This is a genomic window from Pararhizobium sp., from assembly GCF_965279435.1.
Lineage (GTDB): Bacteria > Pseudomonadota > Alphaproteobacteria > Rhizobiales > Rhizobiaceae > Pararhizobium.
Genome location: NZ_CBDIHY010000003.1, coordinates 243,594 through 268,749 on the forward strand (window position 1 = coordinate 243,594; position 25,156 = coordinate 268,749).

21 protein-coding genes are annotated in these 25,156 nt (G+C 60.1%); 3 read left to right on the forward strand and 18 right to left on the reverse strand.

Annotated features, from left to right (window positions below):
- Positions 1 to 3: 3 nt before the first annotated feature.
- From ACQY8Q_RS06850 to ACQY8Q_RS06865, 4 genes are all read right to left on the reverse strand, one after another.
- Positions 4 to 1,116: an ABC transporter ATP-binding protein gene (locus ACQY8Q_RS06850; protein ID WP_428425930.1), complete on the reverse strand. Its 1,113-nt coding sequence runs from the start codon at positions 1,114 to 1,116 to the stop codon at positions 4 to 6.
- 4 nt (positions 1,117 to 1,120) lie between these two features.
- A complete protein-coding gene (locus ACQY8Q_RS06855) occupies positions 1,121 to 2,002 on the reverse strand; it encodes a carbohydrate ABC transporter permease (RefSeq protein WP_428425931.1) in 882 nt (293 codons plus the stop codon).
- Positions 1,999 to 2,880: a carbohydrate ABC transporter permease gene (locus ACQY8Q_RS06860; RefSeq protein WP_113245089.1), complete on the reverse strand. Its 882-nt coding sequence runs from the start codon at positions 2,878 to 2,880 to the stop codon at positions 1,999 to 2,001. Before ACQY8Q_RS06860 ends, ACQY8Q_RS06855 begins: the two co-directional genes overlap by 4 nt.
- Before the next feature lie 84 nt (positions 2,881 to 2,964).
- Positions 2,965 to 4,188 (reverse strand): ABC transporter substrate-binding protein, encoded by a 1,224-nt coding sequence (locus tag ACQY8Q_RS06865; RefSeq protein ID WP_428429690.1) that lies wholly within the window; start codon positions 4,186 to 4,188, stop codon positions 2,965 to 2,967.
- Positions 4,189 to 4,560: 372 nt separating this feature from the next.
- Between ACQY8Q_RS06865 and ACQY8Q_RS06870 the strand changes: the two genes are divergently transcribed.
- Positions 4,561 to 5,604 carry a LacI family transcriptional regulator gene (locus ACQY8Q_RS06870; RefSeq protein ID WP_428425932.1) on the forward strand — a complete coding sequence of 348 codons (1,044 nt, stop codon included), beginning with the start codon at positions 4,561 to 4,563 and terminating at the stop codon, positions 5,602 to 5,604.
- A 281-nt stretch (positions 5,605 to 5,885) separates the two neighbouring features.
- On the opposite strand, the gene ACQY8Q_RS06875 is transcribed toward ACQY8Q_RS06870, so the two are convergent.
- From ACQY8Q_RS06875 to ACQY8Q_RS06895, 5 genes are read right to left on the reverse strand one after another with little or no spacing between them, the layout of a single operon-like run.
- Complete coding sequence (locus tag ACQY8Q_RS06875; protein WP_428425933.1) at positions 5,886 to 7,397, reverse strand: aldehyde dehydrogenase family protein; 1,512 nt, start codon at positions 7,395 to 7,397, stop codon at positions 5,886 to 5,888.
- Positions 7,397 to 8,176, reverse strand: coding sequence for an enoyl-CoA hydratase/isomerase family protein (locus tag ACQY8Q_RS06880; RefSeq protein WP_428425934.1), 780 nt, complete (start codon positions 8,174 to 8,176; stop codon positions 7,397 to 7,399). The genes ACQY8Q_RS06875 and ACQY8Q_RS06880 overlap by 1 nt, the downstream gene beginning before the upstream one ends.
- Positions 8,169 to 9,782, reverse strand: coding sequence for an acyl CoA:acetate/3-ketoacid CoA transferase (locus tag ACQY8Q_RS06885; protein ID WP_428425935.1), 1,614 nt, complete (start codon positions 9,780 to 9,782; stop codon positions 8,169 to 8,171). Before ACQY8Q_RS06885 ends, ACQY8Q_RS06880 begins: the two co-directional genes overlap by 8 nt.
- Positions 9,783 to 9,792: 10 nt before the next feature.
- Positions 9,793 to 10,794 carry a Gfo/Idh/MocA family protein gene (locus tag ACQY8Q_RS06890; protein ID WP_428425936.1) on the reverse strand — a complete coding sequence of 334 codons (1,002 nt, stop codon included), beginning with the start codon at positions 10,792 to 10,794 and terminating at the stop codon, positions 9,793 to 9,795.
- Complete coding sequence (locus tag ACQY8Q_RS06895) at positions 10,791 to 11,840, reverse strand: LacI family DNA-binding transcriptional regulator (protein ID WP_428425937.1); 1,050 nt, start codon at positions 11,838 to 11,840, stop codon at positions 10,791 to 10,793. Before ACQY8Q_RS06895 ends, ACQY8Q_RS06890 begins: the two co-directional genes overlap by 4 nt.
- A 332-nt stretch (positions 11,841 to 12,172) precedes the next feature.
- On the opposite strand from ACQY8Q_RS06895, the gene ACQY8Q_RS06900 reads away from it, so the two are divergent.
- Positions 12,173 to 13,336, forward strand: a complete 1,164-nt coding sequence (locus ACQY8Q_RS06900) for a dihydrodipicolinate synthase family protein (protein ID WP_428425938.1) — start codon at positions 12,173 to 12,175, stop codon at positions 13,334 to 13,336.
- 201 nt (positions 13,337 to 13,537) lie between these two features.
- Here the strand turns inward: ACQY8Q_RS06900 and ACQY8Q_RS06905 are convergent, their stop codons facing one another.
- The 9 genes from ACQY8Q_RS06905 to ACQY8Q_RS06945 all read right to left on the reverse strand — a co-directional run bounded on the left by ACQY8Q_RS06905 (position 13,538) and on the right by ACQY8Q_RS06945 (position 23,047).
- Entirely contained in the window at positions 13,538 to 14,626 is a 1,089-nt protein-coding gene (locus ACQY8Q_RS06905; protein ID WP_428425939.1) for a protein-glutamate methylesterase/protein-glutamine glutaminase, read from the reverse strand.
- A 52-nt stretch (positions 14,627 to 14,678) separates the two neighbouring features.
- Complete coding sequence (locus ACQY8Q_RS06910; protein WP_428425940.1) at positions 14,679 to 15,533, reverse strand: CheR family methyltransferase; 855 nt, start codon at positions 15,531 to 15,533, stop codon at positions 14,679 to 14,681.
- A 10-nt stretch (positions 15,534 to 15,543) separates the two neighbouring features.
- Entirely contained in the window at positions 15,544 to 16,038 is a 495-nt protein-coding gene (locus tag ACQY8Q_RS06915) for a chemotaxis protein CheW (protein WP_428425941.1), read from the reverse strand.
- A gap of 2 nt (positions 16,039 to 16,040) precedes the next feature.
- Positions 16,041 to 17,861 carry a methyl-accepting chemotaxis protein gene (locus ACQY8Q_RS06920; RefSeq protein WP_428425942.1) on the reverse strand — a complete coding sequence of 607 codons (1,821 nt, stop codon included), beginning with the start codon at positions 17,859 to 17,861 and terminating at the stop codon, positions 16,041 to 16,043.
- A 196-nt stretch (positions 17,862 to 18,057) separates the two neighbouring features.
- Positions 18,058 to 19,752, reverse strand: coding sequence for a methyl-accepting chemotaxis protein (locus ACQY8Q_RS06925; protein WP_428425943.1), 1,695 nt, complete (start codon positions 19,750 to 19,752; stop codon positions 18,058 to 18,060).
- Between the two features lie 55 nt (positions 19,753 to 19,807).
- Positions 19,808 to 20,296, reverse strand: a complete 489-nt coding sequence (locus ACQY8Q_RS06930) for a chemotaxis protein CheW (protein ID WP_113312508.1) — start codon at positions 20,294 to 20,296, stop codon at positions 19,808 to 19,810.
- Between the two features lie 14 nt (positions 20,297 to 20,310).
- The gene (locus ACQY8Q_RS06935; RefSeq protein ID WP_428425944.1) at positions 20,311 to 22,356 is read right to left on the reverse strand and encodes a chemotaxis protein CheA; all 2,046 of its coding nucleotides are present in this window, start codon (positions 22,354 to 22,356) and stop codon (positions 20,311 to 20,313) included.
- The gene (locus tag ACQY8Q_RS06940; RefSeq protein WP_428425945.1) at positions 22,353 to 22,721 is read right to left on the reverse strand and encodes a response regulator; all 369 of its coding nucleotides are present in this window, start codon (positions 22,719 to 22,721) and stop codon (positions 22,353 to 22,355) included. Before ACQY8Q_RS06940 ends, ACQY8Q_RS06935 begins: the two co-directional genes overlap by 4 nt.
- Positions 22,718 to 23,047, reverse strand: coding sequence for an STAS domain-containing protein (locus tag ACQY8Q_RS06945; RefSeq protein ID WP_428425946.1), 330 nt, complete (start codon positions 23,045 to 23,047; stop codon positions 22,718 to 22,720). The genes ACQY8Q_RS06940 and ACQY8Q_RS06945 overlap by 4 nt, the downstream gene beginning before the upstream one ends.
- A gap of 375 nt (positions 23,048 to 23,422) precedes the next feature.
- Here ACQY8Q_RS06945 and ACQY8Q_RS06950 point away from each other — a divergent pair, with 375 nt between their 5' ends.
- Positions 23,423 to 25,156 carry a chemotaxis protein gene (locus tag ACQY8Q_RS06950; protein ID WP_428429691.1) on the forward strand — a complete coding sequence of 578 codons (1,734 nt, stop codon included), beginning with the start codon at positions 23,423 to 23,425 and terminating at the stop codon, positions 25,154 to 25,156.

Consider the following 25,156-nt stretch of genomic DNA (forward strand, 5'->3'; position numbering starts at 1 on the left):
AACTCAGCCGATACGCTGCTGGCTTTGCGGATCGAAATACACCGCCTTGTCCAGATTGAACGCCAACCGCGTATTCTGGCCGGGGGCGATGCGCGCGTCGGCGCGCAGGCGCGCCACCACTTCCTTGCCGCCAAGCTTGGTGACCGCGAACGTGTCGGAACCGGCCGGTTCCACCACCTCAATCAGGCAATCACCTTCGACCAGCAGGCGGGCGTTGCGATCGGCGCCGTCGGGATCGGTCAACGCTTCCGGCCGGATGCCGAAGACAACCTGCTTGCCGCTATAGGCGGCGAGACCGGCGACCTGGGCGACCGGCAGATGCAGGGGCTCGGCATCCGGTCGCACCAGCGAGACACGCAGATCGTTGCCGCCGCCTTCGACCGTAGCGGTCAGAAGGTTCATTGCCGGCGAACCCATGAAATCGGCAACGAACAGATTGGCGGGATTGTTGTAGATTTCAGCCGGCGTGCCGAACTGCTGCAGCGTGCCATCCTTTAAAACCGCGATCTTGGTCGCCAGCGTCATCGCCTCGATCTGGTCGTGCGTTACGTAGACGATCGTCGTCTTCATCCGCTGGTGCAGGCGCTTGATCTCGGTACGCATATCGACGCGCAATTTCGCATCAAGGTTGGACAGCGGTTCGTCGAAGAGGAAGACCTGCGGATTACGCACCAGCGCCCGGCCCATGGCGACACGCTGGCGCTGGCCGCCGGAAAGCTGGCTCGGCTTGCGGTCGAGCAGATGGCCGATCTGCAGCATGTCGGCAACCTGCTTGATCGCCTTTTCGCGCTCGTCCTTCGGCACCCCACGGATTTCCATGCCGAAGGCGATGTTTCCAGCCACCGTCATGTTCGGATAGAGCGCGTAGGACTGGAAGACCATGGCAATATCGCGCTTGGAGGGATGCAGGCCCGCCACCGACTTGCCGTTGATCGAGATTTCGCCCGAGGTGATCGGCTCAAGCCCGGCAATAGTGTTGAGCAAGGTCGACTTGCCGCAACCGGATGGCCCCACCAGCACCAGGAAGCCGCCCTCGTCGATTTCCAGATTGATGTTCTTCAGGATTTCCAGCGAGCCGTAGGACTTGCGCAGATCGGTGATTTTCAGAAAGGACATGGCTTTAACCCTTCACGGCGCCGGACATCAGGCCACGGACGAAGTAGCGGCCCGAAACGATGTAGACGACAAGCGTTGGCAGGGCGGCAAGGATCGCGCCTGCAAAATGGACGTTGTATTCCTTCACCCCGGTGGAGGAGGAAACGAGATTGTTGAGCGCCACCGTCATCGGCGTCGAATTGGCTCCGGAGAACGAGGCTCCGAACAGGAAGTCGTTCCAGATATTGGTGAACTGCCAGATGACGGAGACGACGATGATCGGACCGGATGACGGCAGCAGGATGCGCCGGAAAATCTGGAAGAAGCTGGCACCATCGATCTGGGCTGCCCGCACCAGTTCGGTTGGGAACGCCTCATAATAGTTGCGGAAATATAGCGTCGTGAAGCCGAGACCATAGACGACGTGCACAAAGACAAGACCGCTCGTCGTGCCGGCCAGTCCGAAGATGCCGAGCATGCGCGCCATCGGGATCAAGACGATCTGGAACGGGATGAAGCAGGACAGAAGCAGCATGCCGAAGAAGATGCCGGAGCCCGGAAAGCGCCATTTGGTGAGCACATAACCGTTGAGCGCGCCGATGATCGTCGAAATAGCGACGGCGGGAACGACCATCAGGATCGAGTTGATGAAGAACGGTTTCAAGCCCGTCGGCTGGACACCGATCTGCGCCGTCGACCAGGCTGAGCGCCAGGGATCCAGCGTCCAGGTCTGCGGAATGTTCAGCATTCCGCCCTGGCGGATTTCATCCAGCGGCTTGAAGGAATTGACCAGCATGACGTAGAGCGGCAAGAGCGAATAGGCCGCAAACAGGATCAGCACGGTATAGATCAGCGCCCGCGTCAGGCGGCTGGAAGAAATGGCGTTGTCAGGGCTCTGGACGCTCATGTGCGCTTCTCCCCTTTGATTTCGGAATAGAGGTAGGGGATGATGATCGAGAAGATCATCGCCAGCATGATGATCGCCGACGAGGCGCCGATGCCCATCGAGTTGCGGGTAAACGTGTAGGAATACATGAAGGTCGCCGGCAGTTCGGTCGCCTGCCCCGGCCCGCCGCCTGTCAGCGCGACGACAAGGTCATAGGCCTTGATGGCGAGATGGGCGAGCACGACGAAGGCCGACAGGAACACGGGACGCATCAGCGGAATGATGATCCGCCGGTAGATCGTCGTCGACGACGCTCCATCGATCTGCGCCGCCTTGATGATCTCGTTGTCGACGCCGCGAAGGCCGGCAAGAAACATCGCCATGATGAACCCGGTGGATTGCCAGACAGCAGCGATGACAACGCAATAGATCGCGTAGTTGCGGTCCTTGATCCAGGCAAACTGAAAGCTTTCCCAGCCCCAGAGATGCATGGTGTTTTCAAGGCCGATGCCCGGATCGAGAAACCATTTCCAGGCAGTGCCGGTGACGATGAAGGACAGCGCCATCGGATAGAGATAGATCGGCCGCAGCAAACCTTCGGCGCGGATTTTCTGGTCGAGCAGAATGGCCAGCCCAAGACCCAGCACCGAGCAGATGACGATGTAGAGCGTCGCAAAGATCGCCAGGTTGGAAATCGCCCGCCACCAATGCGGCAAAGCCCAGAGCTTGGAATAATTGCTGAGGCCCACGAAATTGTAGGACGGCAGCATCTTGCTGTCGGTGACCGACAGATAGCCGGTATAGGCGATGAAGCCATACACAAAGACAATGACGATCAGAAAGCTGGGAGCGAGCACCAGTTTTGGCACAAGGTCCTGCAGCCGGCTTCGGCTATCCATAGCGAATACCACCGTTTCAAAGATGAATGTCTGTAAGGAGTGATGTCCGGGGTGTTTCAAGCACCCCGGACAGGCACAACGTTTTTATTGTGCAGCTGCAACAGCAGCCGGCAGTTCCTTGACGGCTTCGTCAGCAGTGATTTCACCGTTGAATTCGCGCGTCACGACGTCATAGATCGCATTCTTGACAGCAGCCGGATTGGCATGGCCATGCGCCATGGAACCGAACAGCTTGCCGTTCTTGTCGGCATCGGCGAGATCGGCGATTGCCTTCTTGCCGCAAGCGTCAAACGCTTCGTTCGACACGTCGGTGCGGGCCGGAGCCGAGCCCTTGACCACGTTGAAGGCCGACTGGAAAGTCGGGCTTTCGATCGCAGCCGCCATCTGCATCTGAGCCGGTACCTTGTCGGCGGCAACCTTGAACATCGCGAACTGGTCGGAGTTGAAGGTCACGGAGCCTTGGGTTTCCGGGTAGCGCATGCAGACGAAGTCGGTGCCGGGCACCTTCTTGGCCTTGACGAACTCGCCCTTTGCCCAATCGCCCATGAACTGCACGCCGGCCTTGCCTTCGATGACCATAGCGGATGCCAGGTTCCAGTCGCGGCCGGAGAAGTTGTCATCCACGTAGGAACGCAGCTTGGTCATCCGTTCGAACGCCGTCTTCATCTTGTCGCCGCCAAGAGCGGCCGGATCGAGATCGATAAAGGCCTGCTTGTAGAAATCGGTGCCAAGCGACAGAACGACGGCATCGAACAGCGTTGCATCCTGCCACGGCTGGCCACCGGCTGCGATCGGGGTAATGCCCTGCGCCTTGAAGTTATCAAGCAGAGCGACCAGCTCGTCCCAGTTCTGCGGCTCCTTGCCGCCGGCCTTGTCGAGCGCTGCCTTGTTGATCCACATCCAGTTGGTGGAGTGGACGTTGACCGGAGCAGCAATCCAGTGACCGTCATACTTGGAGAATTTCTGCAGGGCAGCCGGAATGACCTTGTCCCAGTTTTCCTTGGCAGCGATTTCGTCGAGATTGCCGAGCGAGCCTTCCTTGGCCCAATCGAGAATGTCGAAGCCGAGCATCTGAACGGCCGTCGGGGCGTTGCCCGAAGTGACGCGAGCGCGCAGCACGGTCATGGCTTCCGTGCCACCACCACCGGCAACCGGCATATCGGTCCAGGAGATGCCCTTGGTTTCCAGATCCTTCTTCAGAACATCCAGAGCAGCCGCTTCGCCGCCGGATGTCCACCAATGCAGAACTTCAACATTTTCAGCAGCATGTGCGGCCGTGCCGCCCATGACCGTGCTGCCCGTCATCATCAATGCTGCAATTGCCGTCGTCGTCATAAACTTGCGCATCGTATTCCTCCCGTTTGCAAGTCGAATAGCGGGAAACTCCTCCCCCGCCGTTGAATGCCCTCCCCGCCAAAACAGGGAAGCAATTGGTTTGCGGTATTTACCGCCGGTTCATTTAAAACGTTATAAATCGGATCAAGTCAAGCACTGCACAACACGCGCCTGATACCAGACTTAACATGCTGAATTTAAGCATTTATACGCCAGAAAACCGATTTCGCACTGCAACAAAAAAGCGCAACGATCATCGATTTAAAACGTTTGCACAAACACATTGCACCCGCGTATGTCTGCCGCTACAAAAGCGTCTGGTCATCACCCCAAGGGAGTATTTCATTGGCTGACACTCCCAAATCCACCACCACCGACACTAAGCTGAAAAGCGGCAAGCCGACCCTGCGTACCATTGCCGACCTGACAGGCTTTGCCGTGACAACGGTATCGCGCGCGCTGAGCAATGCCCCGCAGATTTCGGCAGAGACCCGCAAGCGCGTCCACGAGGTGGCGGCCGAGATCGGCTACCTGCCGGACCGCGCCGCCCAGCGCCTGAAGACCGGCCGCACCAATGTCGTCTGCGTCCTGCTCGATCCGCACGAGGAAATCCTCGGTTACGGCATTTCGCTGATGCACGGGCTTGCCAAGGCACTGCAGGACACGCCCTACCATCTGATCGTCATGCCGAACTTCATCGACGGCGCCAATATCGATGCCATCAGCCATATTGTGCGCAACGGCATGGCCGATGGCCTGATCTTTTCGCGCACCGAACCCTTCGATCCGCGCGTGCGGCTGCTGCTGGAAAACGGCTTTCCGTTCGTCACCCATGGCCGGACCGAATTCACCACGCCGCATCCGTATGTCGACTACGACAATTTCTCGTTCGCCTATGAGGCGACCAAACGGCTGATCGCCCGCGGCCGCCGCAAGCCGATGATCATCCTGCCGCCCAAGCGCATGACGTTCTCGCAGCACCTGCTGCACGGCTTCATGACTGCCGTGCGCGAAGCCGGCGTCGCCTACGAAATCCCCGAGGAAATCGACCTCGACTGTCCCGTCGAACAGATCCGCGACTACATGAGCCGCCGTGCTGGCCAGCCCGATGCCCCCGACGGTTTTGCCTGCGGCGGCGAAGTCTCGGCGCTCGCAACCATCACCGGCATGAGCGATCATGGGCTCACTCTTGGGCTCGAATACGACATCGTTGCCAAGCGGACTTCCAAGCTGCTCAGCCAGATCCAGCCGAAGGTCGAGACGATCTACGAGGACCTGACCGACACCGGCGAACGAATGGGCCAGGTTCTCCTGGCCCGCATCGCCGGCGACGAAACGACCGGGATGCAGGTCCTGCTCCAGCCGCAGATTGATTTTTCGGGAGGCTGAAGTGCTGAGGACATGACCGGTCCGCTTGAAATTTACCCCCCTCTGTCGGCGACGCCGACATCTCCCCCACAAGGTGGGAGATCGGCCGCTAGCTTTGTCGCCACAAGGAAAAAGAACAATCTCCCCCCTTGTGGGGGAGATGTCACGCAGTGACAGAGGGGGGTACGTGTCCCCGATCTCGGTTCGATTTTGGCCATCACTGACGGAAGAGGAAACGCCCTGCTCCACAAAATTCAACATCCGCATCACGCCCTCCTTTCCCCTCATCGCCTCAATCCACCTTAGCCGCGCGGCATCCACCAGCCGGTGCGGCCGCCGATATGCATGTTGAGTGTCTTGGTCTCGGTGTAATCCTCGACCGCATGACGGCCGAGTTCACGTCCAAGGCCGGACTGGCGATAGCCGCCGAACGGCAATTCCGAAGCGCCATCCATGAAGGTGTTCATCCAGACCGTTCCGGCTCGCACTTTACGGCCGACAGTCAGGCAGGTATCGAAATCGCGGCTCCAGACGCCGGCCGACAGGCCATAGTCGATGGAATTGGCAATCCGGATAGCTTCGTCGGTGGTCTCGAAAGTCAGCACGGACAGGACCGGGCCAAAAACCTCTTCGCGTGCCACGGCCATGTCGGGCGTGACGGCAGACAGAATGGTCGGCGACATGAACTGGCCGGAACCGAGATCAAGTGCTGTGCCACCATGCGAGACCGTCGCGCCATTGCCGGAAGCGGCAGAGACGTAGCCGACGATCTTTTCCAGGTGCTGTGGCGTGATGATTGCGCCGACCTGGGTTTCGGGATCAAGCGGATCACCGACCTTGACCTTGGCCGACATCGCGGCGATGCGGGCAATTACGTCCTTAGCGATCTCCTTGTGGACGATCAGCCGCGAACCGGCATTGCAGCATTCTCCGGCGTTGAAATAGGCGCCGAACACCGCCGCATCGATGAAATCATCAAGATTGGCATCCGGAAAGACGATCTGCGGGTTCTTGCCGCCAAGTTCCAGCGACACCTTTTTCAGCGTCTGCGCCGCATTTGTCATCGTCAGCTTGCCAACGCCGGTCGAACCGGTGAAGGAGATCATGTCGACATCGGGATGCGAGGTCATGACCGCGCCGACATCCGGGCCGGTGCCGGTGATGATGTTGACGACCCCGGCGGGAACACCGGCCGCCTCAAGAATTTCGCCAAGAACCAGCGTCGAGCCGGAGGTGAGCTCCGACGGCTTCACCACCGTGGTGCAGCCGGCAGCCAGCGCAAACGGCAGCTTCTGGCTGACGATCAGGAACGGGAAATTCCACGGCGTGATGATCGAGACGACGCCGATGGCTTCGCGCAGCACGACGCCGAGCGTGCCATCGCCGAGCGTGTTGTAGCTTTCACCGTGCAGGTCGCGGGCAAGTGCTGCAGCATAGCGCCAGATATCAGCAGCACCGGCAAGTTCGCCCTTGGCCTGGCTGATCGGCTTACCGCTCTCGATGCAATCGAGATAGGCCAGTTCATCCGCACGCGCCGCGATCATGTCGGCGGCCCTCAAGAGGACCAGCGAACGCTCCGACGCCGTCATCCGCGGCCAGGGGCCATCGTCAAAGGCCTTGCGTGCAGCAGCAATCGCCCGCTCGGCATCGGCTTTCGTCGCGGCCTGATAGCGGCTGACGGTGACGCCATGGCCGGGAGCCACGCGCTCCAGCGTCCTGCCCTCGGCCGCATTTCCCCATTTGCCGTCGATCAGCATCTGGTATTCGCGCACCTTTGTGTCAGTCAAAGCCTTGGGCCTCACCAAAACCGTCATTACCATTCTCCCTTGAATTCTGCGGGGCGTTTGCCGGTAAAAGCCGCAACGCCCTCTTTCATGTCGCCGGTCTTGGCGGCCAGGATCGAACCCAGCGCCTCGACGGCGGTTCCATTGTCTTCGCCATTGGCAGACGCGATCATCAGCTTGCAGATTTCCAGCGCCGCCGGACCGCGCTTGGCGACGCGCTGGGCATAATCCCTGGCCGCATCCAGAACCGTTCCTGTCTCAACCACCGCATCGACCAAACCGAGAACCTGCGCCTCATCGGCCGTAAACATCTCGCCACCGAGCACCATACGGCGCACGATCTGCGCGCCAAACCGCCGGACCAGACGCTGTGTGCCCGACCAGCCGGGCACCATGCCAAGGCTCGTTTCCGGCAGGCCGATCTTCACCTGGGTTTCCGCGATGCGGATATCCGCCGCCGCCGCCAGTTCCAGCCCGCCGCCAAGCGTATGGCCGTTGATCGCAGCAATCACCGGCATACGCAGGGTCGCCAGCCGCTCGAACACCCGATGGCCGAAGCGCACCCATTGATGGCCGAATTCGTTCGGGCTCATCGCCCCCCAGGCCTTGATGTCGCCACCAGCGGAAAAGGCCTTGCCCTCGCCCGTCAGGATGACGGCGCGCACATTGGCATCGGCCTCCACAGTATCGCAGGCAGAAGACAGCGCCTTCAGCATGTCGATATCGAACGCGTTCAGCTTGTCCGGCCGCGCAACCGTGAGGGTGGCAATCGCGCCGTCGATCTCGATCTTGATCCGCTCATCAGCCATGCGACGCTCCTTGCAGCGTGCGGATCGGCTTTTGCGGCAGCGTCAGCCCGATCGGCGCCTCATGGAACAGCGCGGCATCCATGACCTTAAGCGTATCGGAAACGATCAACGGGAATTCCGACTGATCGAGAATATGTGCCTGCAGATCAACGCCCGGCGCGATCTCTGTCAGCACGATGCCATCAGGCGTCAGCTTCATCACGCAACGCTCGGTGACATAGGTGATGTCCTGCCCCTGCTCGACGGCGCGGCGGCCGGAGAAGGTGACGTGCTCGACCTCGTTGACGAGCTTCTTCAGCTTGCCCTCTTTCTCGATCACCAGCTTGCTATCCGCCATCGAGAGCTTCGCACCGGCATTGAACATGCCGGAAAAAACGATTTTCTTTGCCCGCGCAGTGATATCGACGAAACCGCCAGCACCTGCCGTCACATGCGGCCGGAAGGACAATTTCGAAACGTTGACCGAACCCGACTTGTCGATCTCAAGGAAGGACAACAGCGAGGCATCGAAGCCACCGCCCTGAAAATAGGTGAACTGATAGGGTGACGGCATGAAGGCGTCGGCATTCGAGGCACAACCGAAGGCGAAATCTAGCAGCGGCACGCCGCCGACCGCACCCTGTTCGATCACCCAGGTAACCGAGCCGTGCAGGCCTTCTTCGAGCAGGATACGCGGCACATTGGCCGAGATGCCGAAGCCGAGATTGACGCTAGAGCCGCCCTGAAGCTCCTGCGCGACGCGGCGTGCAATGACCTTCTGGATATTGAATTCGGGCACGCGAAAGCTGTCGAGCGGCCGGAAGATCTCGCCGGAGATGGCCGGATCGTACTCCGTCAGCGTCGTCTGCTTCTGATCAGGATCGACGACGACATAGTCAACCAGCATGCCGGGAACGCGCACATCATGCGGCTTCATCGAACCAGATTTGGTGATGCGCTTGACCTGCGCAATGACGATGCCGCCATTGTTGCGGGCAGCTAGCGCCTGGTCGAGGCCCCCGAGATAGGCGCCCTCATGTTCATAGGTCAGGTTGCCGCGCTCGTCGGCGGTCGTCGCCCGGATAATCGCCACCTGCGGCACGATCGCCTTGAAATAGAGCCAGTCCTCGCCCTCGAATTCCATCTTTTTGACAACCGGTTCGGCCGCCGCCGACGCATTCATCGCGCAGCCCTGGCGCGACGGGTCGACGAACGTATCGAGGCCGATCTTGGTCAAAACACCTGGGCGCTTGGCCGCCGCTTCGCGGTGCATGTCGAACAGCACGCCGGACGGAATGTTGTAGGCGGCCACCTCGTCATTACCGATCATCTGCCAGATCAGCGGCGGCTCGGATGTGGAAGGCCCGGAAGGGTAGGACCCACCGATGATCTTCTTCAAAAGACCCTTCTTGGCGATGTGATCGATGCCCTTGATGCCGCTCATGTCGCCGGCGGCAATCGGATGCAGCGTTGTCAGGTCGCGCGGATGGCCGGTTGCGTCAAAGCGCTCGCCGATCGCCTTCAGCATCAGGTCCGGGCAGCCGAGTCCGCTCGACGACGACACCGATACGGTCGCGCCATCGGGGATCAGAGCGGCTGCCTCAGCCGGGGTGATATGCTTGCTCATGGAAATGCTCTCAAAGTCCCGTGTCAATCGCGACGGCATTGCCGCTTGCGGCGGCCTGCATCACCGCAAGCCCAGTGGCCAACGACCAGACACCGTCCTCACCGCCGCAGAGTGGCTTTCCCTTTCCGGCGACCGCGTCGTCGAAGGCGATCAGCGTGTTTTCGTAGAGATTGCGGTGGTCGAGCGGCAACTCCGTCTCGCCATCGGCGTTGCGCAAGGTGACCGTGCCAATAGCCTTCTGGGTCATGCAGTTGCGGGCGATCAATGATCCCTCCGAGCCATGAACCTCAAAGCCGGTGACCGCATATTTGGTGGTGAAACCATCATGGAACTGGGCGATCAGGCCGGATTTGAAGCGCAGAACACCCATCGCCGCATCTTCGAGCCCGGCCTTGGCCATGCCACCATACTGGCCGAGCGCCACCGCCTCGACCGGATCGTCTCCGAGCACGAAGCGCAGCGTATCGGTATCGTGCACGGTAATATCGAGAATGACGCCACCGCCCGCTTCCGGTCTGTCGAGACGCCAGCCCTGCAGATGCGCCGGCAGATAACCGGCATGGCAGACGCGGGCCGCCAGCGGTTTGCCGATCCTGCCAGCCGCGATCGCGTCCCGCATTGCCCGGTGGGTGGCCGCGCCCCGCAGATGATGGTTGGTCGCCAAGACAACGCCGGCATCGCGTGCTGCCTTGACCATGGCATGGGCATCTTCAAGGCTCATCGCCAGCGGCTTTTCACACAAAATATGCTTGCCAGCCTTGGCCGCCGCGAACACTTGGTCGCGATGCAATTCATTGGTGGTCGAAATATACACGGCCTGGACGTCGGGATCACCGACAAGCTCGGCAACACTGGTCACCGATTTTGCGATGCCATGGTCCGCAGCATATTTGGCACCGCGCTCGGCGCTGGTGCTCATCACCGAAACGATCTCGCCGCCGACGGCGCGGATCGCGTCAATCACCCATTCATGGGCAATCGTGCTTGCCCCGATCAAACCCCAACGTGTCATAACAAGGATAGCCTTTCGCGCTTATCGATGGCGGCGCCACAGCTTTGGCGCACGACCAGCCGCACCGAACTGACGATCGCCTCAGCGTCCGCCCGTCCGGCGTTGATCTGTTTCAAAAGAAGCTGTGCTGCCCGGCGGCCCATGCCCTGCGGGTCGACCGAAATCGTCGTTAGCGCCGGCACCGCCGTCTGCGCCTCAATCACGTCGTCGAAACCGATCACGGCAAAATCCTCGCCCGGATTAAGCCGATGGGCGCGCAGACCATCGCAGACACCAAATGCAACCGCATCGTTGAAACAAACGGCCGCCGTCGGCCGCTCGCGCAACATCAGTGCCCGCTCGATGGCGGCGACGCCCCCTGCCCGCGATGGCGCCGAACTGACGACCAGTTCGTCGTGAACAGCCAGGTCCATATCCGAAAGCGCGTCGCGATAGCCCTGCAGCCGCTCAGCGAAAACAGCCGTATCGGGAAAGCCGCCGAGAAAGGCGATGCGGTGATGGCCAAGCCCGGCCAGATGGCGAACCGCATCGCGCATGCCCGCATGATTATCGGAAACCAGCGACGAAACCTTTGCACCGGCAACTTGCCGGACGACATTGACAACCGGGATGCCGCTCGCCACCAGCGGCTTCAGGTCTGAAGCATCCGTACCGCGCGCCGGCGACAGGATCAGCCCGGAAATGCCGTGCTCGCGCATCGAGGCGATGACCTCACGCTGGCGATCGACGCTTTCGGCTGTGTTGGCGAGGAACTGCACGTAGCCGGCCGATTGAACGACCATATCGACACCGACGGCAAGCTCGGCAAAGAAGCTGTTGGTCAAGTCATTGACGACGATGCCGATGATTTTCGATTTGGAATTGGACTGGCGCAGGTTGGCAGCACCGCGATTATAGACATAGCCAAGATCGCGGATGACGGCATTGACCTTGGCGCGAGTGACCTCGTTGACCAGCGGGCTTGCCTGCAGCACGAGCGACACGGTCGATTTCGACACGCCGGCGGCATGCGCAATATCGATGACTGTCACCCGTTCTTTACCCACGTTTCCCTCCCGGCGAGGTCTTCTTGCCTCAGCGCTATCTGCAAAATAATTGGAACGTTCCAATTTTGTCAAGCGGGTTTCGTAAAATATGCCGTGATGCAATCACCTTGATCGGAAAACAAGGCGCTTGGATAAGGCAAAATCAACATAATTCGTTGATATAGAATGAAATTTATCCCTACAGACACTTAACATGAGCGAGTAACAAGGCCTGATGCGCGCGTTATTATGCCCTTCAACCGGTACCACAGCCGCACTTATCCACCAAATTATCCCTTGAAATTTGGAACGATCTAAATTATTCGGCTTGCAATACCCAAGGAGGAGCCCGCATGTCCGCCACCCTGTCGCTGCCGCGCGCCGATGGTTCGCTTGAGATTTACCGCTTGACGGGGACGCCGATCGCGCGGCCGAAAACGGCCCCGGTCTTCAACCGTATCGCCTATGCGGCTGCCCACGTCGTCTCCGATCCCTTGCGCGATCTCGACCCATGGGGTTGCCCCGCGATCGACTGGGAGCGGACGATGGCTTTCCGCCATCATCTCTGGGCGCTGGGCTTCAAGATCGCCGAGGCAATGGATACGTCGCAACGCGGTATGGGGCTGGATTGGGCAGGCGCGCAGGAGCTGATCCGCCGGTCGCTGACCGAGGCCCGCACCGTGCCGGGCGCCGATCTTGCCTGCGGCGCCGGTACCGACCACCTTTCACCCGCCGATACCCGCTCGCCCGACGACGTGATCCGCGCCTATGAAACCCAGGTCGGTTTCGTCGAAAAGGAAGGCGGCCGGTCGATCATGATGGCCAGCCGCGCGCTCGCACGCATCGCCAAATCGCCGGATGATTACCGCAAAGTCTATGGCCGCATCCTGTCGCAGACCAAGGACAAGGTCGTGCTACACTGGCTCGGAGACATGTTCGATCCACAGCTGAAAGGCTATTGGGGTTCGGAGAATTTCGACACCGCACTCAATACCGTCCTGTCGATCATCGAGGAGAACAAGGCGAAGGTCGAAGGCATCAAGATCTCGCTGCTCGACAATGCCTGTGAAGTCGCCCTGCGCAACCGCCTGCCGGACGATGTGCTCTGCTTCACCGGCGACGATTTCAACTATGCCGAACTGATCGAAGGCGATGGCCGGAAATACAGCCACGCCCTGCTCGGCATCTTCGACGCCGTCGCGCCATCCGCCTCGAAGGCGCTGGCCTCACTGGCATCAGGCGATGTCGCAACGTTCCGCGCGGTAATCGAGCCGACAGTGCCGCTGTCACGGAAAATTTTCGAAGCGCCAACGCAACACTACAAGGCGGGCGTGGTCTTCCTCGCCTGGCTGAACGGTCATCAACGGCATTTCACCATGCCGGCCGGCATGCAGTCGGCTCGCGGTGTGCTGCACTATGCGGATATTTTTCGCCTCGCCGATCAGGCCAATGTGCTGGATATGCCGGATATGGCAGTGGAACGGATGAAGGCGTTTCTGGTGACGCAGGGGACTTGAGAGATTCCGAGTTTGCGGACGCCTACCCCCTCTGTCACTGCGTGACATCTCCCCCACAAGGAGGGAGATTGTTCTTTTCCCTTGAAGACACAAAAGTTGGCGGTTGATCTCCCCCCTTGTGGGGGAGATGTCGGCGTCGCCGACAGAGGGGGGTAAGCCGCCGCGAACTCAGAGCATACGCGGCAGCCGCACGGATTGCCCCTAAAACCGCGACTGCGCCATCAAGATCTCGCGGGCGATCTGGTCGAGTGGCACGACCCGGTCAACGCCGCCGCGGGCGATTGCTTCCTTGGGCATGCCGAAGACGATCGAGGTCGCTTCGTCCTGTGCCACCGTGAAGGCGCCGGCCTGCTTCATTTCCTCCATGCCCCGCGCGCCGTCATCACCCATGCCGGTCATGATGATGCCCATGGCGTTGCCACCGGCGGCGCGGGCGGCCGAGCGGAACAGCACATCGACCGACGGCCGGTGGCGCGAGACCAACGGACCGGTCTTGACCGAAACGTAGTAGCGCGCGCCCTGCCGCTCCAACAGCATATGCTGGTCGCCCGGAGCAATCAGCACATGGCCGCGCAGCACCGGATCGCCATCGACGGCTTCCTTGGCTTCGACTTCGCACAGGCTGTTCAGCCGCTTGGCAAAGGCGGCGGTGAATTTTTCCGGCATGTGCTGGACGACGACGATACCCGGCGCATTGGCCGGCAACGCCTCAAGCATTTCTCTCAGCGCTTCCGTCCCACCCGTGGATGCGCCGACGCAGACGACCATTTCGGTGGTCTTGGCCATCGCCCGGCCAGTCGGCGGCGGCAGCATGGCATCCGCCGTCAGCCTGGCATTCGGATTAGAGGAACCTGCCTGGGCCGCCGATCGCCGAGCCCCGGTGACGCGCGCCTGAGCGGCACTTTTGACGACTTCGCAAATCCGCATGCCGCTCTCCGCCAGATGATCGGCAGCACCGATCTTCGGCTTCAGAATGATATCGACGGCACCGGCTTCCAGCGCCTGCAGCAACGTTTCCGATCCGGCCTCGGTCAATGATGAGCACATCACCACCGGGATTGGATGCTGCGCCATCAGCTTGCGCAGGAAGGTGATGCCGTCCATGCGCGGCATTTCCACATCAAGCGTGATGACGTCGGGGATATCCTCGGCGATCTTGCGCGCCGCCATGAATGGGTCGGATGCCGACCCCATCACCTCGATATCGGGATCCTGCTGCAGAACCGCCGTCAAAGTCTGGCGGACGCTGGCGCTGTCGTCGATGATCAGAACGCGGACTTTCTTTCCCATATCGGCCTGTCTCTTCAGAGGATGGACCGGAAGACTGTTCCGGGATTGCGGATCATGTGCGCTGGAAAACCGTATTGGAGACCTGCTTCAGCGGCAGATCGATACCGGTGATGGATTCCGAATGGCCGATGAACATGTAGCCGCCGGGCAAGAGGCAATCGCACAGCCGCGTCAACACATCCGATTGCGTCGGCTTGTCGAAATAGATCAGCACGTTGCGGCAGAAGATGATGTGCATGGGATTGCCAACCGGATATTTGGCATCCATCAGGTTCATGCGGCCAAAGCCAACCCTGGACCGCAGTCTTGAGGCGATGCGAACCTCGCGCCGCCCGTGTTCCTTGGCCGTCATCACATATTTCCGCCGCAAGGCGGCAGGCACCGGTGCAACGATGTCGTCGGAATAGATGCCCTGGCGAGCAACCTGCAGAACTTCCGTGGAAAGGTCGGTGGCGAGGATAGAGTAGTCGACATCAGAGCGCCCTTCGGCAAACTCCGCCATCACCATGGCGATCGTATAGGGCTCGGCACCGGTCGAGCAGGCCGAACTCCAGACCCGCAGATTGTGGTGTCCCTTGTTGACCAGCCCTGGCAGGGACACATCGCGCATAAAATCGAAATGCTTGGATTCACGGAAGAAATCCGTCTTGTTCGTCGTCACGGCGTCGATCAGGTAGACGGCTTCCTGCTCGATCCCGTCCTCGTTGAACAGGAAATCGCAGTAATCGTCGAAACTGCCGATATTGGTTGCCCGAAGCCGCCGGCGCAGGCGGCCTTCAAGCATCGTCAGCTTGCTATGCGGCATCTTGATGCCGCTATAGTCATAGATGAACCGCGCGAGGCGATCGAAATTGCGCTTGCTGATGTGATCGGAAAGCGACTGGGTCTGACGGACGGCGACATTCATGCTGGTAACCTCAGGCGGCGTGCCCTGCCGCACCCGGCAGGGTCAGCAAGGCCGTCTCTTCTCTCGAAAGCAGGCTGGCAAGATCGATGATGACGACGAACCCGCCTTCCCGCCGCACCACGCCGGCGATGTAGCCCGAGCGCCAGCGAATGCCGATATCCGGTGCCGCCTCGATCTGGTCACGCCGGAACGGCGTGACTTCGAAGACGCGGTCGGCAACCAGGCCGAGCGACAGGGTGCGGCTTTCCAGCGGGATATCCATCACCAACACCCGTGTATGGGATGTTGGCACGGTTTTCGACAGGCCGAGTTTCAGCCTGAGATCAATGGTCGGCACGCCCTGCCCGCGCACGTCGCGCAGGCCGAGCAGATAGTCGGGACCGTTCGGGATTTTGAAGGCTTCCTCGTAGTCGAGGATTTCCCGGACCACCTCGACGGGGACGGCAAAGACCTCCTCGCCGAGGCTGAACGTGACGAATTGCGATTCCAGCGACGCTGTTGCCATGATCAAGCACTTTCCCGGAAATCGGCATCAGCTGCATCCGGCCCGCCCATCGACAGGTCGAGCGCAAAACCCTTGGCACGGGCCTGCTGGGCGGAGATGCTGTTGTTCGATGTGGCAGGAGCCGGCGACTTGCGGGCAGCGGTATGACCAAAGGTGCGGGCAGCAGGCTTCTGCGACTGCTTCTTGTTGCCGACGCGAACACCGGCGCCATCGACCTTGAAGAAGGCGATCGAGGTCTGCAGTTCTTCAGCCTGGGCTGCAAGCTCTTCAGAGGTTGACGACATCTGCTCGGAGGCACCGGCATTCTGCTGGGTCACCTTGTCGAGCTGCTGGATCGCTTCGTTGATCTGGCTGGCGCCGATATCCTGCTCGCGGCAGGCAGCCGAGATTTCCGAGACCAGTTCGGCAGTCTTGCGGATATCCGGAACCAGTCGGTTAAGCATGTCACCAGCTTCGGCAGCAGCCTTGACGGTATCGCCGGACATCTGACCGATTTCGGCGGCAGCCGACTGGCTGCGTTCGGCAAGCTTGCGGACTTCCGAGGCGACGACAGCAAAGCCCTTGCCATGCTCACCGGCGCGTGCTGCTTCCACAGCCGCGTTCAGAGCGAGAAGGTCGGTCTGGCGGGCGATTTCCTGGACGATGCCGATCTTTTCAGCAATCGTGCGCATGGCGCTGACGGCGCGGGCAACCGCTTCGCCGCTGGCCTCGGCATCCTTCGACGACTGGCGGGCAATCTTTTCCGTCTGGGCAGCATTATCAGCGTTCTGCTTGATATTGGCCGCCATCTCTTCCATCGACGCGGAGGCTTCTTCGGCAGAGGCCGCCTGTTCGGTCGCACCTTGCGAAATCTGCTCGGAGCTTGCCGACAGTTCCTGGCTACCAGCCGAGACATTGTCGGAAGCCGACAGGGCATCGGCAACGACGCCGCGAAGACGTTCGACCATGCGCTGCAGGGCGAGACCCAGCGTGTCCTTTTCCGACAGCGGCGTCGGCTCGACCGTCAGGTCGCCGTCGGCAACCTTGTCGGCCAGGCTTGCCGTGTTGCGCAGGTTGGCGGTCATGACCTGCATGGAATTGACCAGATCCTTGATCTCGTCATTGCTCTTGTGGGCGATTTCATAGTTGAGATCACCAATGCTGACGGCATCGGCGAGATCGACGGCACGGCGCAGTCCGCGCGAAATATTCAGCGAAATCCAGACCGCGGCAGCAAGCGAAAACAACGTCAGCGCGATGGTCGCTGCAATCAGAAGCATGCGGGAGTTCAGATATTGAACATCGGTCGCTTCGTCGGTTTCCTGAACATTGCCGGTGACGACGACGTTGACTTCATCGATGACCTTCAGCGCCTCGTTCATCATCGCACGGCCTTCGCCCATGGTCAGGGTCGATGCGAGATTGTTCGAATCCACGGTGTTCTGGGTCGCAAGGTCCGCCACCCGCAGCTGAAGCGGCATGTACTTTTCATAGATGGCGCGAATTTCGGTCGCCTTGGCCTGCACATCCGGATCCGCAGACTTGGAGAGCGAACCGAGCAAGCCTTCTAGCTGTTCCTGACGATCCTTCATCGACTTGACGAACTCGGCAATCTCCGACGGATTGGAGCTCAGGATCGCGTTCTTTTCTGCACGTACCGTTCCGTTGAAGGCGGCGCTGAGATCGGCGACAGTCTTCATATCGACGATCGGTCCAGTGACCATCTGGGTAACAGCTGCGTTGAGCGAGGACAGGTTGAGAATGGACAGAGTGGCCATTCCGCCGGTCAACAGGATGATGACAGTAAACACGACTGCGAGCTTCAGTTTGATCGTTAAACGCACCGTAAAGGTCCTTACATTGAGGTCGGAAACACATGGGCATCCCGAACGGGTACCCAATTGGAGAAGTGTCCGAGCCAGCAGGGCGGTGCGGTGAGTGATTCACGTCCGCGAAACCGGTAGTTTCGGAGGGATATTGCCCGCGCCTACACACGCGGGCACTGCGGCGGCCCCATAAAGGCCGCCGGATAGTGATTGGTTATGCGCTCTCGCGAAAATTCTGGTCCTCGGCATCCGGGCCACCCATCGACAGATCAAGAGCAAAACCCTTGGCCCGCGCCTGCTGGGAGGCGACCGAATGTCCGGCAGCCACCGGCCGGCGGTTTGCAACCGGCTTTGTCGTAGACACCTTGGTTATCGCCTTCGGGGCAACAACCTTCCGGACGCTGGTACCGTGGCTTGCGCCATCGACCTTGAAGAAGGCGATCGATGCCTGCAATTCTTCCGCCTGGGCTGCGAGTTCTTCCGAGGTTGCCGACATCTGCTCGGATGCGCTGGCATTCTGCTGCGTCACCTTGTCGAGTTGCTGGATCGCTTCGTTGATCTGGCTCGAGCCGATATCCTGCTCGCGGCAGGCAGCCGAGATTTCCGAGACCAGTTCGGCGGTCTTGCGGATGTCCGGAACCAGACGGTTGAGCATGTCGCCGGCTTCGGCAGCAGCCTTGACCGTATCGCTCGACATCTGGCCGATTTCGGCGGCAGCCGACTGGCTGCGTTCGGCGAGCTTGCGAACTTCGGAAGCAACCACGGCAAAACCCTTGCCATGTTCGCCGGCACGGGCTGCTTCCACAGCGGCGTTCAGAGCGAGAAGGTCGGTCTGGCGGGCGATTTCCTGGACGATGCCGATCTTTTCAGCGATCGTGCGCATGGCGCTGACGGCACGGGAAACAGCTTCGCCACTGGCTTCGGCATCCTTCGACGATTGACGGGCAATCTTCTCGGTCTGCGCCGCATTGTCGGCGTTCTGCTTGATATTGGCGGCCATCTCTTCCATCGAAGCGGATGCTTCTTCGGCAGAGGCTGCCTGTTCGGTCGCGCCCTGGCTGACCTGTTCGGAGCTTGCAGACAGTTCCTGGCTACCGGCCGAAACATTGTCGGAGGCCGACAGCGCATCGGCAACGACGCCACGCAGGCGCTCGATCATCACGTTGACGTTGCCAAGAAGTGCACCGATCTCGTCCTGATTGGTGATTTCGGCGAGCTTGGTCAGATCGCCATCGGCGACATCGGCGACGGCGACCGTTGCACGGCGCAGGCCCTTGCTGATCGTCAGGGAAATCCAGATGGCGGCGGCAATCGCAATCAGCACGGCAAGGCTTGCCGCTGCGGTCATCATGAACCGCGTATCCTGATACAGTGCGTCGGCGGCGGCCTGTGCTTCGGCAAGACGAGTTTCTTCGAGTTTGACGATCTCTTCGAGGATAGCGTCCATATCATTGGCGCTCTGGCGCGCGGTGGTGACGGAAATGCTCTGGGCTGCCGGCGCATTGCCGACATCGAGGAACTTGCGGATCTGGCCTTCGGCCTCGTTGGCCTGAACCGAAAGCGTCTGCAGTTTCACCCAGCGCGGCTTGCCCTGCTCGGTCGCCTTGGCCGCAGCTTCGGTCAGCGTTTCGTCAAAAAGCTTGCGATTGTGATCGCCCTTGGTGCGCGCATCCATGGATTCCTTTTCCGACGTCGCAGCCAGAAGGTTCTTCTGCTGGCGGATCGCCTGCAGCTGGTAGATATTGATCTGCTGAGCGAGCTTGAGCCGCTCGGCCGGGCCCTGCAATACATCCTCGACCGTCTGGTTGAGGTTGCCGAGGCTGAGGATGCCGTAACCGGCCGTTCCGAGCAAAAGGGTTATGACGAACCCGAAGGCGATCGCCAATTTGAGCTTGATGGTAAATCGCATTGTCAAATTCCTTGAATATGAACCTGCGCGCAATCCGTAAGCAGCCTGCGCGGCGCTAGGTTTCTTTCCTGAATGAGAAAATTGCCTGCAGGTTGGGAAGGATGATGAATTGGCCTCCCCGCTTGACCAGGCAATTGATGTAGTCCGGCCGCCACCGCATCCCGACGCTGGGAGGCGCCTCACTGGATGTCTTGGCAAGCGTGGTGACTTCATTCACCTTGTCTGTTCGAAGGCCGACCAGTGTCGGCTCGCCTTGGAGATCGAGCTCGATCACGATGATGCGGCTGTCGATCGTCGTTTCCGCCGCTTCCATGCCGAAAGCGAGGCGAATATCGGCAAGCGGGATGACCTTGCCGCGGAAATTGATGACGCTGCCGACAAAGGGCATGGCGCCTGGAACCATCGTTTCCGGCAACAGGTCGAGAATTTCCTGAACCATCGTCGCTTCGAGCGCAAACGTCTCGCCGTGAAGGTCGAATGTCAGCACTTCCAGTTCGCCGTCGCTGTTCCAATGCGTGTCGGATTGCAGCTGCCTGTCGTTCATCTGAACCGCTTCGATCATCCTGCCGCGCGCACCTGCGCCTCCTGTTGCTGACCAGCCGCCACTAGATGGGCGACATCGAGAATGAGAGCGACGCTGCCATCGCCAAGAATGGTCGCGCCCGAAAAGGTCGCGACGTCATGATGCAGTTTCGACATCGACTTGATCACCGTCTGGTGGTCGCCGATGATCTGGTCGACGACCATGCCGACGCGCTCGGTGCCGGTCGAAATGACCACGACCTTCTGATGCGCATCCGGCTTGGTGCCGGTGCGGAACAGATCGCGCAGCCGCAGGAACGGCACCAGGCTGTCACGCAGCGAGATGAAGCTGCGGCCACGCGAGCGCAGATCTTCCTCGAGTGACAGTTCGAGGCATTCCTCGACAGCCGACAGTGGGATCACATAACGCCCGGTGCCGACGCGCACCAAAAGGCCGTCGATGATCGCCAATGTCAGTGGAATGCGCAGCGACACGTCCGAGCCTTGGCCGGCATGGCTGGTAATGTCGATCGCACCGCGCAGGGTCTCGACCGTTTTCTTGACCACGTCCATGCCGACGCCACGGCCGGAAAGGTTGGTGACTTGCGCTGCCGTCGAGAAACCGGGAGCAAAGATCAATTGCAGCAGGTCCTGATCGGACAGCACCGCACCAGGCTGGATCAGGCCGGAGGATTCCGCCTTGGCCCGCACCCGCTCTCGGTTGATGCCACGGCCGTCATCCTTGATGGTGATGATCACCTCGCCACCGGCCTGGCGGGCCGACAGCATGATCTTGCCCGCCTCGTCCTTGCCGGCCGCACGGCGTTCTTCCGGAGTTTCAAGACCGTGGTCTATCGAGTTGCGCACCAGATGCACCAGCGGATCGGCCAGCCGTTCGATCACGGTCTTGTCGACTTCTGTGGTCTCGCCTTCGGTAACCAGCTCGATGACCTTGCCGGTTTCGCGGGCGAGATCATGCACCAACCGCCGGAAACGCCCGAACAGGCTACCGACCGGTACCATGCGCAGGACCATCATCGTGTCGCGCAATTCGCCCGAGAGGCGCTCGATTTCTTCGGAGACTGAGCGCAGCTGCAGGTCCATGCTTGAGCTTGCAAGCTGCCGCAACCGCGATTGCGCAATCACCAGCTCGCCGACCCGGTCCATCAATTCATCGAGACGTTCGGCGGGAACACGGACGTTTTCGGCGGCCTTCGCCTGGCGCGCATCATTGGCGCTCGGCGTTTCACGCTCGACGGCAGGAGCCGGCGGTGCGGAAACAGGTGCGGCTGACACGGCAGGAACGATGGCCGCGACCGGCGCGGGCTGTTCGGCCAAAATCACTGGCTCGACAGCGGCGGGTACCCCATCCGTCAGCGTCTCGACATCAAGCTGCATATCATCGAGCACAAAGATAAAGACATCATCGATTGCCGAATGCGGCTGGTCGGTCGTCACCGTGACATCCCAGGACAGATGCAGGTCGGTCGGGACCAGCACATCCAGCGATGGAACGGCAGACGTATTCACAGCGATGCAGCATTCGCCGAGATCGCGCAGCTCGTCCAGCAGCCCCAGCGGATTGGTCCCGTTGACCATGGAGTTGACCGGCAGGCTGAAGCGAATGCGCCAGGTGTTGGCGCCGCTTTTCACCGCTTTCGTCACCGGCTCTACAGCCACGGCCTGCGCGGGAGCTACCACCGGCGCATCGCCTTCGACCGCCCGCTGCAACTGGCTCAAGAGAATGTCGCCAATATTGCCGTGATCGTCCGTCGGACGGTCGACCAGCGCCCGCATATGATCCTGTGCGGCTAGAACGGCCGCAATCAATTCACTCGTTGCTGGCTTTTCACCCTTGCGGACCCGGTCGAAGGCCGTTTCGCAGTGATGGGTAAAGGCTGCGAGCGCATCGAAGCCGAACATCGCCCCCGATCCCTTGAGTGTGTGAAGGCCGCGAAAGACGGCGTCGATCTGGTCCTTGTCGTCCAGGCGGTGGGTCAAGTCGAGCAGGCCGGACTCGATCTGCTCGAACAGTTCCGCCGCTTCCATTCGAAACACTGCAATGGGATCGGTCATGTTCATCGTCCGAGAACCTTCCTGACGATCTTGACCAGGGTTTCCGGGTCAAACGGTTTTGTCAGCCAACCGGTGGCACCGGCAGCCTTTGCCCGCGCCTTCAGATCGGCATCGGATTCCGTCGTCAGGAAGATGATCGGCACGCCGGTATGAGCGGGCAGCTTGCGCAGTTCCTCGATCATCGTCAGGCCGTCCATGACCGGCATGTTCAGGTCGGTGACGATCAGGTCGAACTGCCCCGACTTTGCCTTTTCCAGGCCCTCGGCGCCGTTGACGGCTTCGATGATCTCGTAGCCCGCATTGGACAAGGTAACCTTCGTCGTCAAACGGATGCTGGCGGAGTCATCGACGGTCAATATTCTCGCGGTCATTGTATTGCCTCTTCATGCAACCAGAATTTCTTGTCTTCGGGAGAGAACGTTTGTGCGAAGCCACCGCGCTCCAGGACGTTGAGAACGGAACCTTCGGCCGGACTTGACATTACAATGTGAGTTCCGGCAGTTTTCGCACGTATTCTTGCGGATTCTATAAGCTGAATAAAGCTTAAATCCGCATCAACGCCCTTAGGAATAGAAATCAATAGTGATTTCCCGGATTCCATTTCAGGATAAATTAGATCATATACGTTAGATATATTTCTAATATTCAATTTATCTGGCAACTCGACCAAAATATATTCATCGATTAAGGGGGGCATTGCAGTCCTCTGAAGCGATTAATACTACTTTCTTCCCCCATGGAATCTCACGCCAGCCTTAACGCCCGGTAAATTCAGGTTGTGAGATTCTGCACTTATTACGAGTCTGTTCACTATGAATTCTTACCTGAGAGTTTTTATAGGCAATCATTTTAATGATAAAAAATCAGATGAATTCAATAGCTTGAATTGCGGCCATCCTGAGCGACGGGACAAATTTCGACAATTCCCGTAATAGTTGCGCCTGATATCGACGGCACCGTTACAACGCAGGCGAGTCCCGCACTTAACCAGACATTTCCATCCTTGCCCTATCGATGCAAGCAAGATCGCACATGTTTCGAGTTGAGGGCTATTTTGACATACAGCACAGCTTTGGCCCACCAGACCGGCACCTACACAACCGGCGTTGCCAACGTCACCGATATCGGCCGCAAGTTGGAAGCGGCGCGCACCCAGGTCGAAAAGCGCTTTCTCGAGGGCGGCAGCGTTCTGCTTTCCGTCATGGACGTTCTCAACAGCCTGCTTGCTTCGCTGGATAATGTCACACGGACGCTTGACGCGGGCGCTGCCAGCGACACCACGGCCGATCTGCTGGCGACCGTGAAGAGCCTCTCCGAGCTGCCGCAGCTGGAAAACATGCGCCAGAGCAACCTTCAGGTTCTCTCCGCTTCCGGTGCCGGGCTACGCACGCACGTGGCCGACATGCAGGAGACCATGCGTTATCTGCAGACCTTCGCCGTGACGGTGAAGATCACCGGAGCGGGCATTGCCGAATTCGCCGGATTTGCCGAGGAAATCCTTGACCGCATCCGTTCGGGAACCAGCGAAGTCAACAATTTCGCCGGCCAGCTCAATTCACTCGAGAAAGAACTGAAGGTCGCCCAGACCTTCGGTTCCGGCATCGCGCAACGCTATGAGCAGACGGTCCCGGCCGTGGTCAGCGCCCTGCAGCGCGACGCCCTGACGATCAGCGAACATCGCAAAAAACTCGGCGAGATCGCCAAGCAGGTCGGCATCCTCGCCCGTGGCGTCCAGGGCAAGGTTGCCACCACGCTGTCAGCGTTGCAGATCGGCGACGCCACCCGCCAGCGTATCGAGCATGTGCAGTCGACACTGACGATTCTGGATGAATTCCTGAGCAGCGACGAAGGCCGTACTCTGGAGCGCGATGCGCAGGTGCGGCTGGAAAACCTCGTCCATCATCTCGCCGCCGCGCAGATGGTCGACATGGTCCACAATTTCCAGCGCGATTCCCGCAGCGTCGTCGAAACCATCGCCAGTTTCAGCCACGATACGCAGGACATTCTCAATCTGCGGGCCGAGATGCAGAGCAAGGACGATGCCAACGGCGGCAATTTCATGCGGGCGCTGGAGGAAAGCGTTTCTGCAGCGCACGCCATCGTCAAGCAGGTGGAAACAGCCAGCCTACAGGCCAACCATGTCAGCCAGTCGACAACGGCCACCGCCGCCAACCTGTTGACGGGCATCGAGAATATCCGCGCCGTCAAGATGGACATCCATTACATGGCGCTCAACACCAACCTGCGCTGCAGCCGCATGGGCGAGGAAGGCCGGTCGATCAACGTGGTCACTGGCGAATTGCGCGTCTTTGCCGCCAAGCTCGACGAATCCGCCGATGCGATTGTCAACGGGTTGACGGGTTTCGAAGAGGCAGCCTCCGCAATTGCCGCCACTGACAGCTCCGGCGAGCCGGGCCTTGCCGAACGCTTGAGCGACGCCGTCGGCAATATCCGCGCGGCGGCCAACGCCATGGAAACCGAACTGACGATTCTCTCGGAACATGGCCGGGAAGTCGCCAGCAAAATCAGTGTGTCGATCAGCAAGCTGGATTTCCAGAACGATCTTGGCGAAGTTCTCGCCACCTGCGCCGACGATCTCTGCGATCTGGCCGGCGACACATTGCCTGATATCGACGATCTCGGGGACGTTTTGGGCGGCCTTGGCCCACGCATCTTCAAGCTCTACACGATGGCGCAGGAGCGCACGGTCCACCAGGCCATCATTCCAGCCGGTGCCCTCATAGCAGCGCCGGTCGCCGCCGCTGCGGCCAATGACGACGACCTTTTCGCCGACGCGCTGTTTTGA

Bases quoted from the DNA above. Each gene is read 5' to 3' on its own strand.
- ACQY8Q_RS06880 (WP_428425934.1), bottom strand. From the start codon at position 8,176: ATGGCTGATGAGCGGATCAAGATCGAGATCGACGGCGCGATTGCCACC.
- ACQY8Q_RS06890 (WP_428425936.1), bottom strand. From the start codon at position 10,794: ATGACACGTTGGGGTTTGATCGGGGCAAGCACGATTGCCCATGAATGG.
- ACQY8Q_RS06875 (WP_428425933.1), bottom strand. From the start codon at position 7,397: ATGACGGTTTTGGTGAGGCCCAAGGCTTTGACTGACACAAAGGTGCGC.
- ACQY8Q_RS06915 (WP_428425941.1), bottom strand. From the start codon at position 16,038: ATGGCAACAGCGTCGCTGGAATCGCAATTCGTCACGTTCAGCCTCGGC.
- ACQY8Q_RS06865 (WP_428429690.1), bottom strand. From the start codon at position 4,188: ATGATGACGGGCAGCACGGTCATGGGCGGCACGGCCGCACATGCTGCT.
- ACQY8Q_RS06940 (WP_428425945.1), bottom strand. From the start codon at position 22,721: ATGACCGCGAGAATATTGACCGTCGATGACTCCGCCAGCATCCGTTTG.
- ACQY8Q_RS06860 (WP_113245089.1), bottom strand. From the start codon at position 2,880: ATGGATAGCCGAAGCCGGCTGCAGGACCTTGTGCCAAAACTGGTGCTC.
- ACQY8Q_RS06935 (WP_428425944.1), bottom strand. From the start codon at position 22,356: ATGAACATGACCGATCCCATTGCAGTGTTTCGAATGGAAGCGGCGGAA.
- ACQY8Q_RS06855 (WP_428425931.1), bottom strand. From the start codon at position 2,002: ATGAGCGTCCAGAGCCCTGACAACGCCATTTCTTCCAGCCGCCTGACG.
- ACQY8Q_RS06905 (WP_428425939.1), bottom strand. From the start codon at position 14,626: ATGGGAAAGAAAGTCCGCGTTCTGATCATCGACGACAGCGCCAGCGTC.
- ACQY8Q_RS06885 (WP_428425935.1), bottom strand. From the start codon at position 9,782: ATGAGCAAGCATATCACCCCGGCTGAGGCAGCCGCTCTGATCCCCGAT.
- ACQY8Q_RS06900 (WP_428425938.1), top strand. From the start codon at position 12,173: ATGTCCGCCACCCTGTCGCTGCCGCGCGCCGATGGTTCGCTTGAGATT.
- ACQY8Q_RS06925 (WP_428425943.1), bottom strand. From the start codon at position 19,752: ATGCGATTTACCATCAAGCTCAAATTGGCGATCGCCTTCGGGTTCGTC.
- ACQY8Q_RS06945 (WP_428425946.1), bottom strand. From the start codon at position 23,047: ATGCCCCCCTTAATCGATGAATATATTTTGGTCGAGTTGCCAGATAAA.
- ACQY8Q_RS06850 (WP_428425930.1), bottom strand. From the start codon at position 1,116: ATGTCCTTTCTGAAAATCACCGATCTGCGCAAGTCCTACGGCTCGCTG.
- ACQY8Q_RS06930 (WP_113312508.1), bottom strand. From the start codon at position 20,296: ATGAACGACAGGCAGCTGCAATCCGACACGCATTGGAACAGCGACGGC.
- ACQY8Q_RS06910 (WP_428425940.1), bottom strand. From the start codon at position 15,533: ATGAATGTCGCCGTCCGTCAGACCCAGTCGCTTTCCGATCACATCAGC.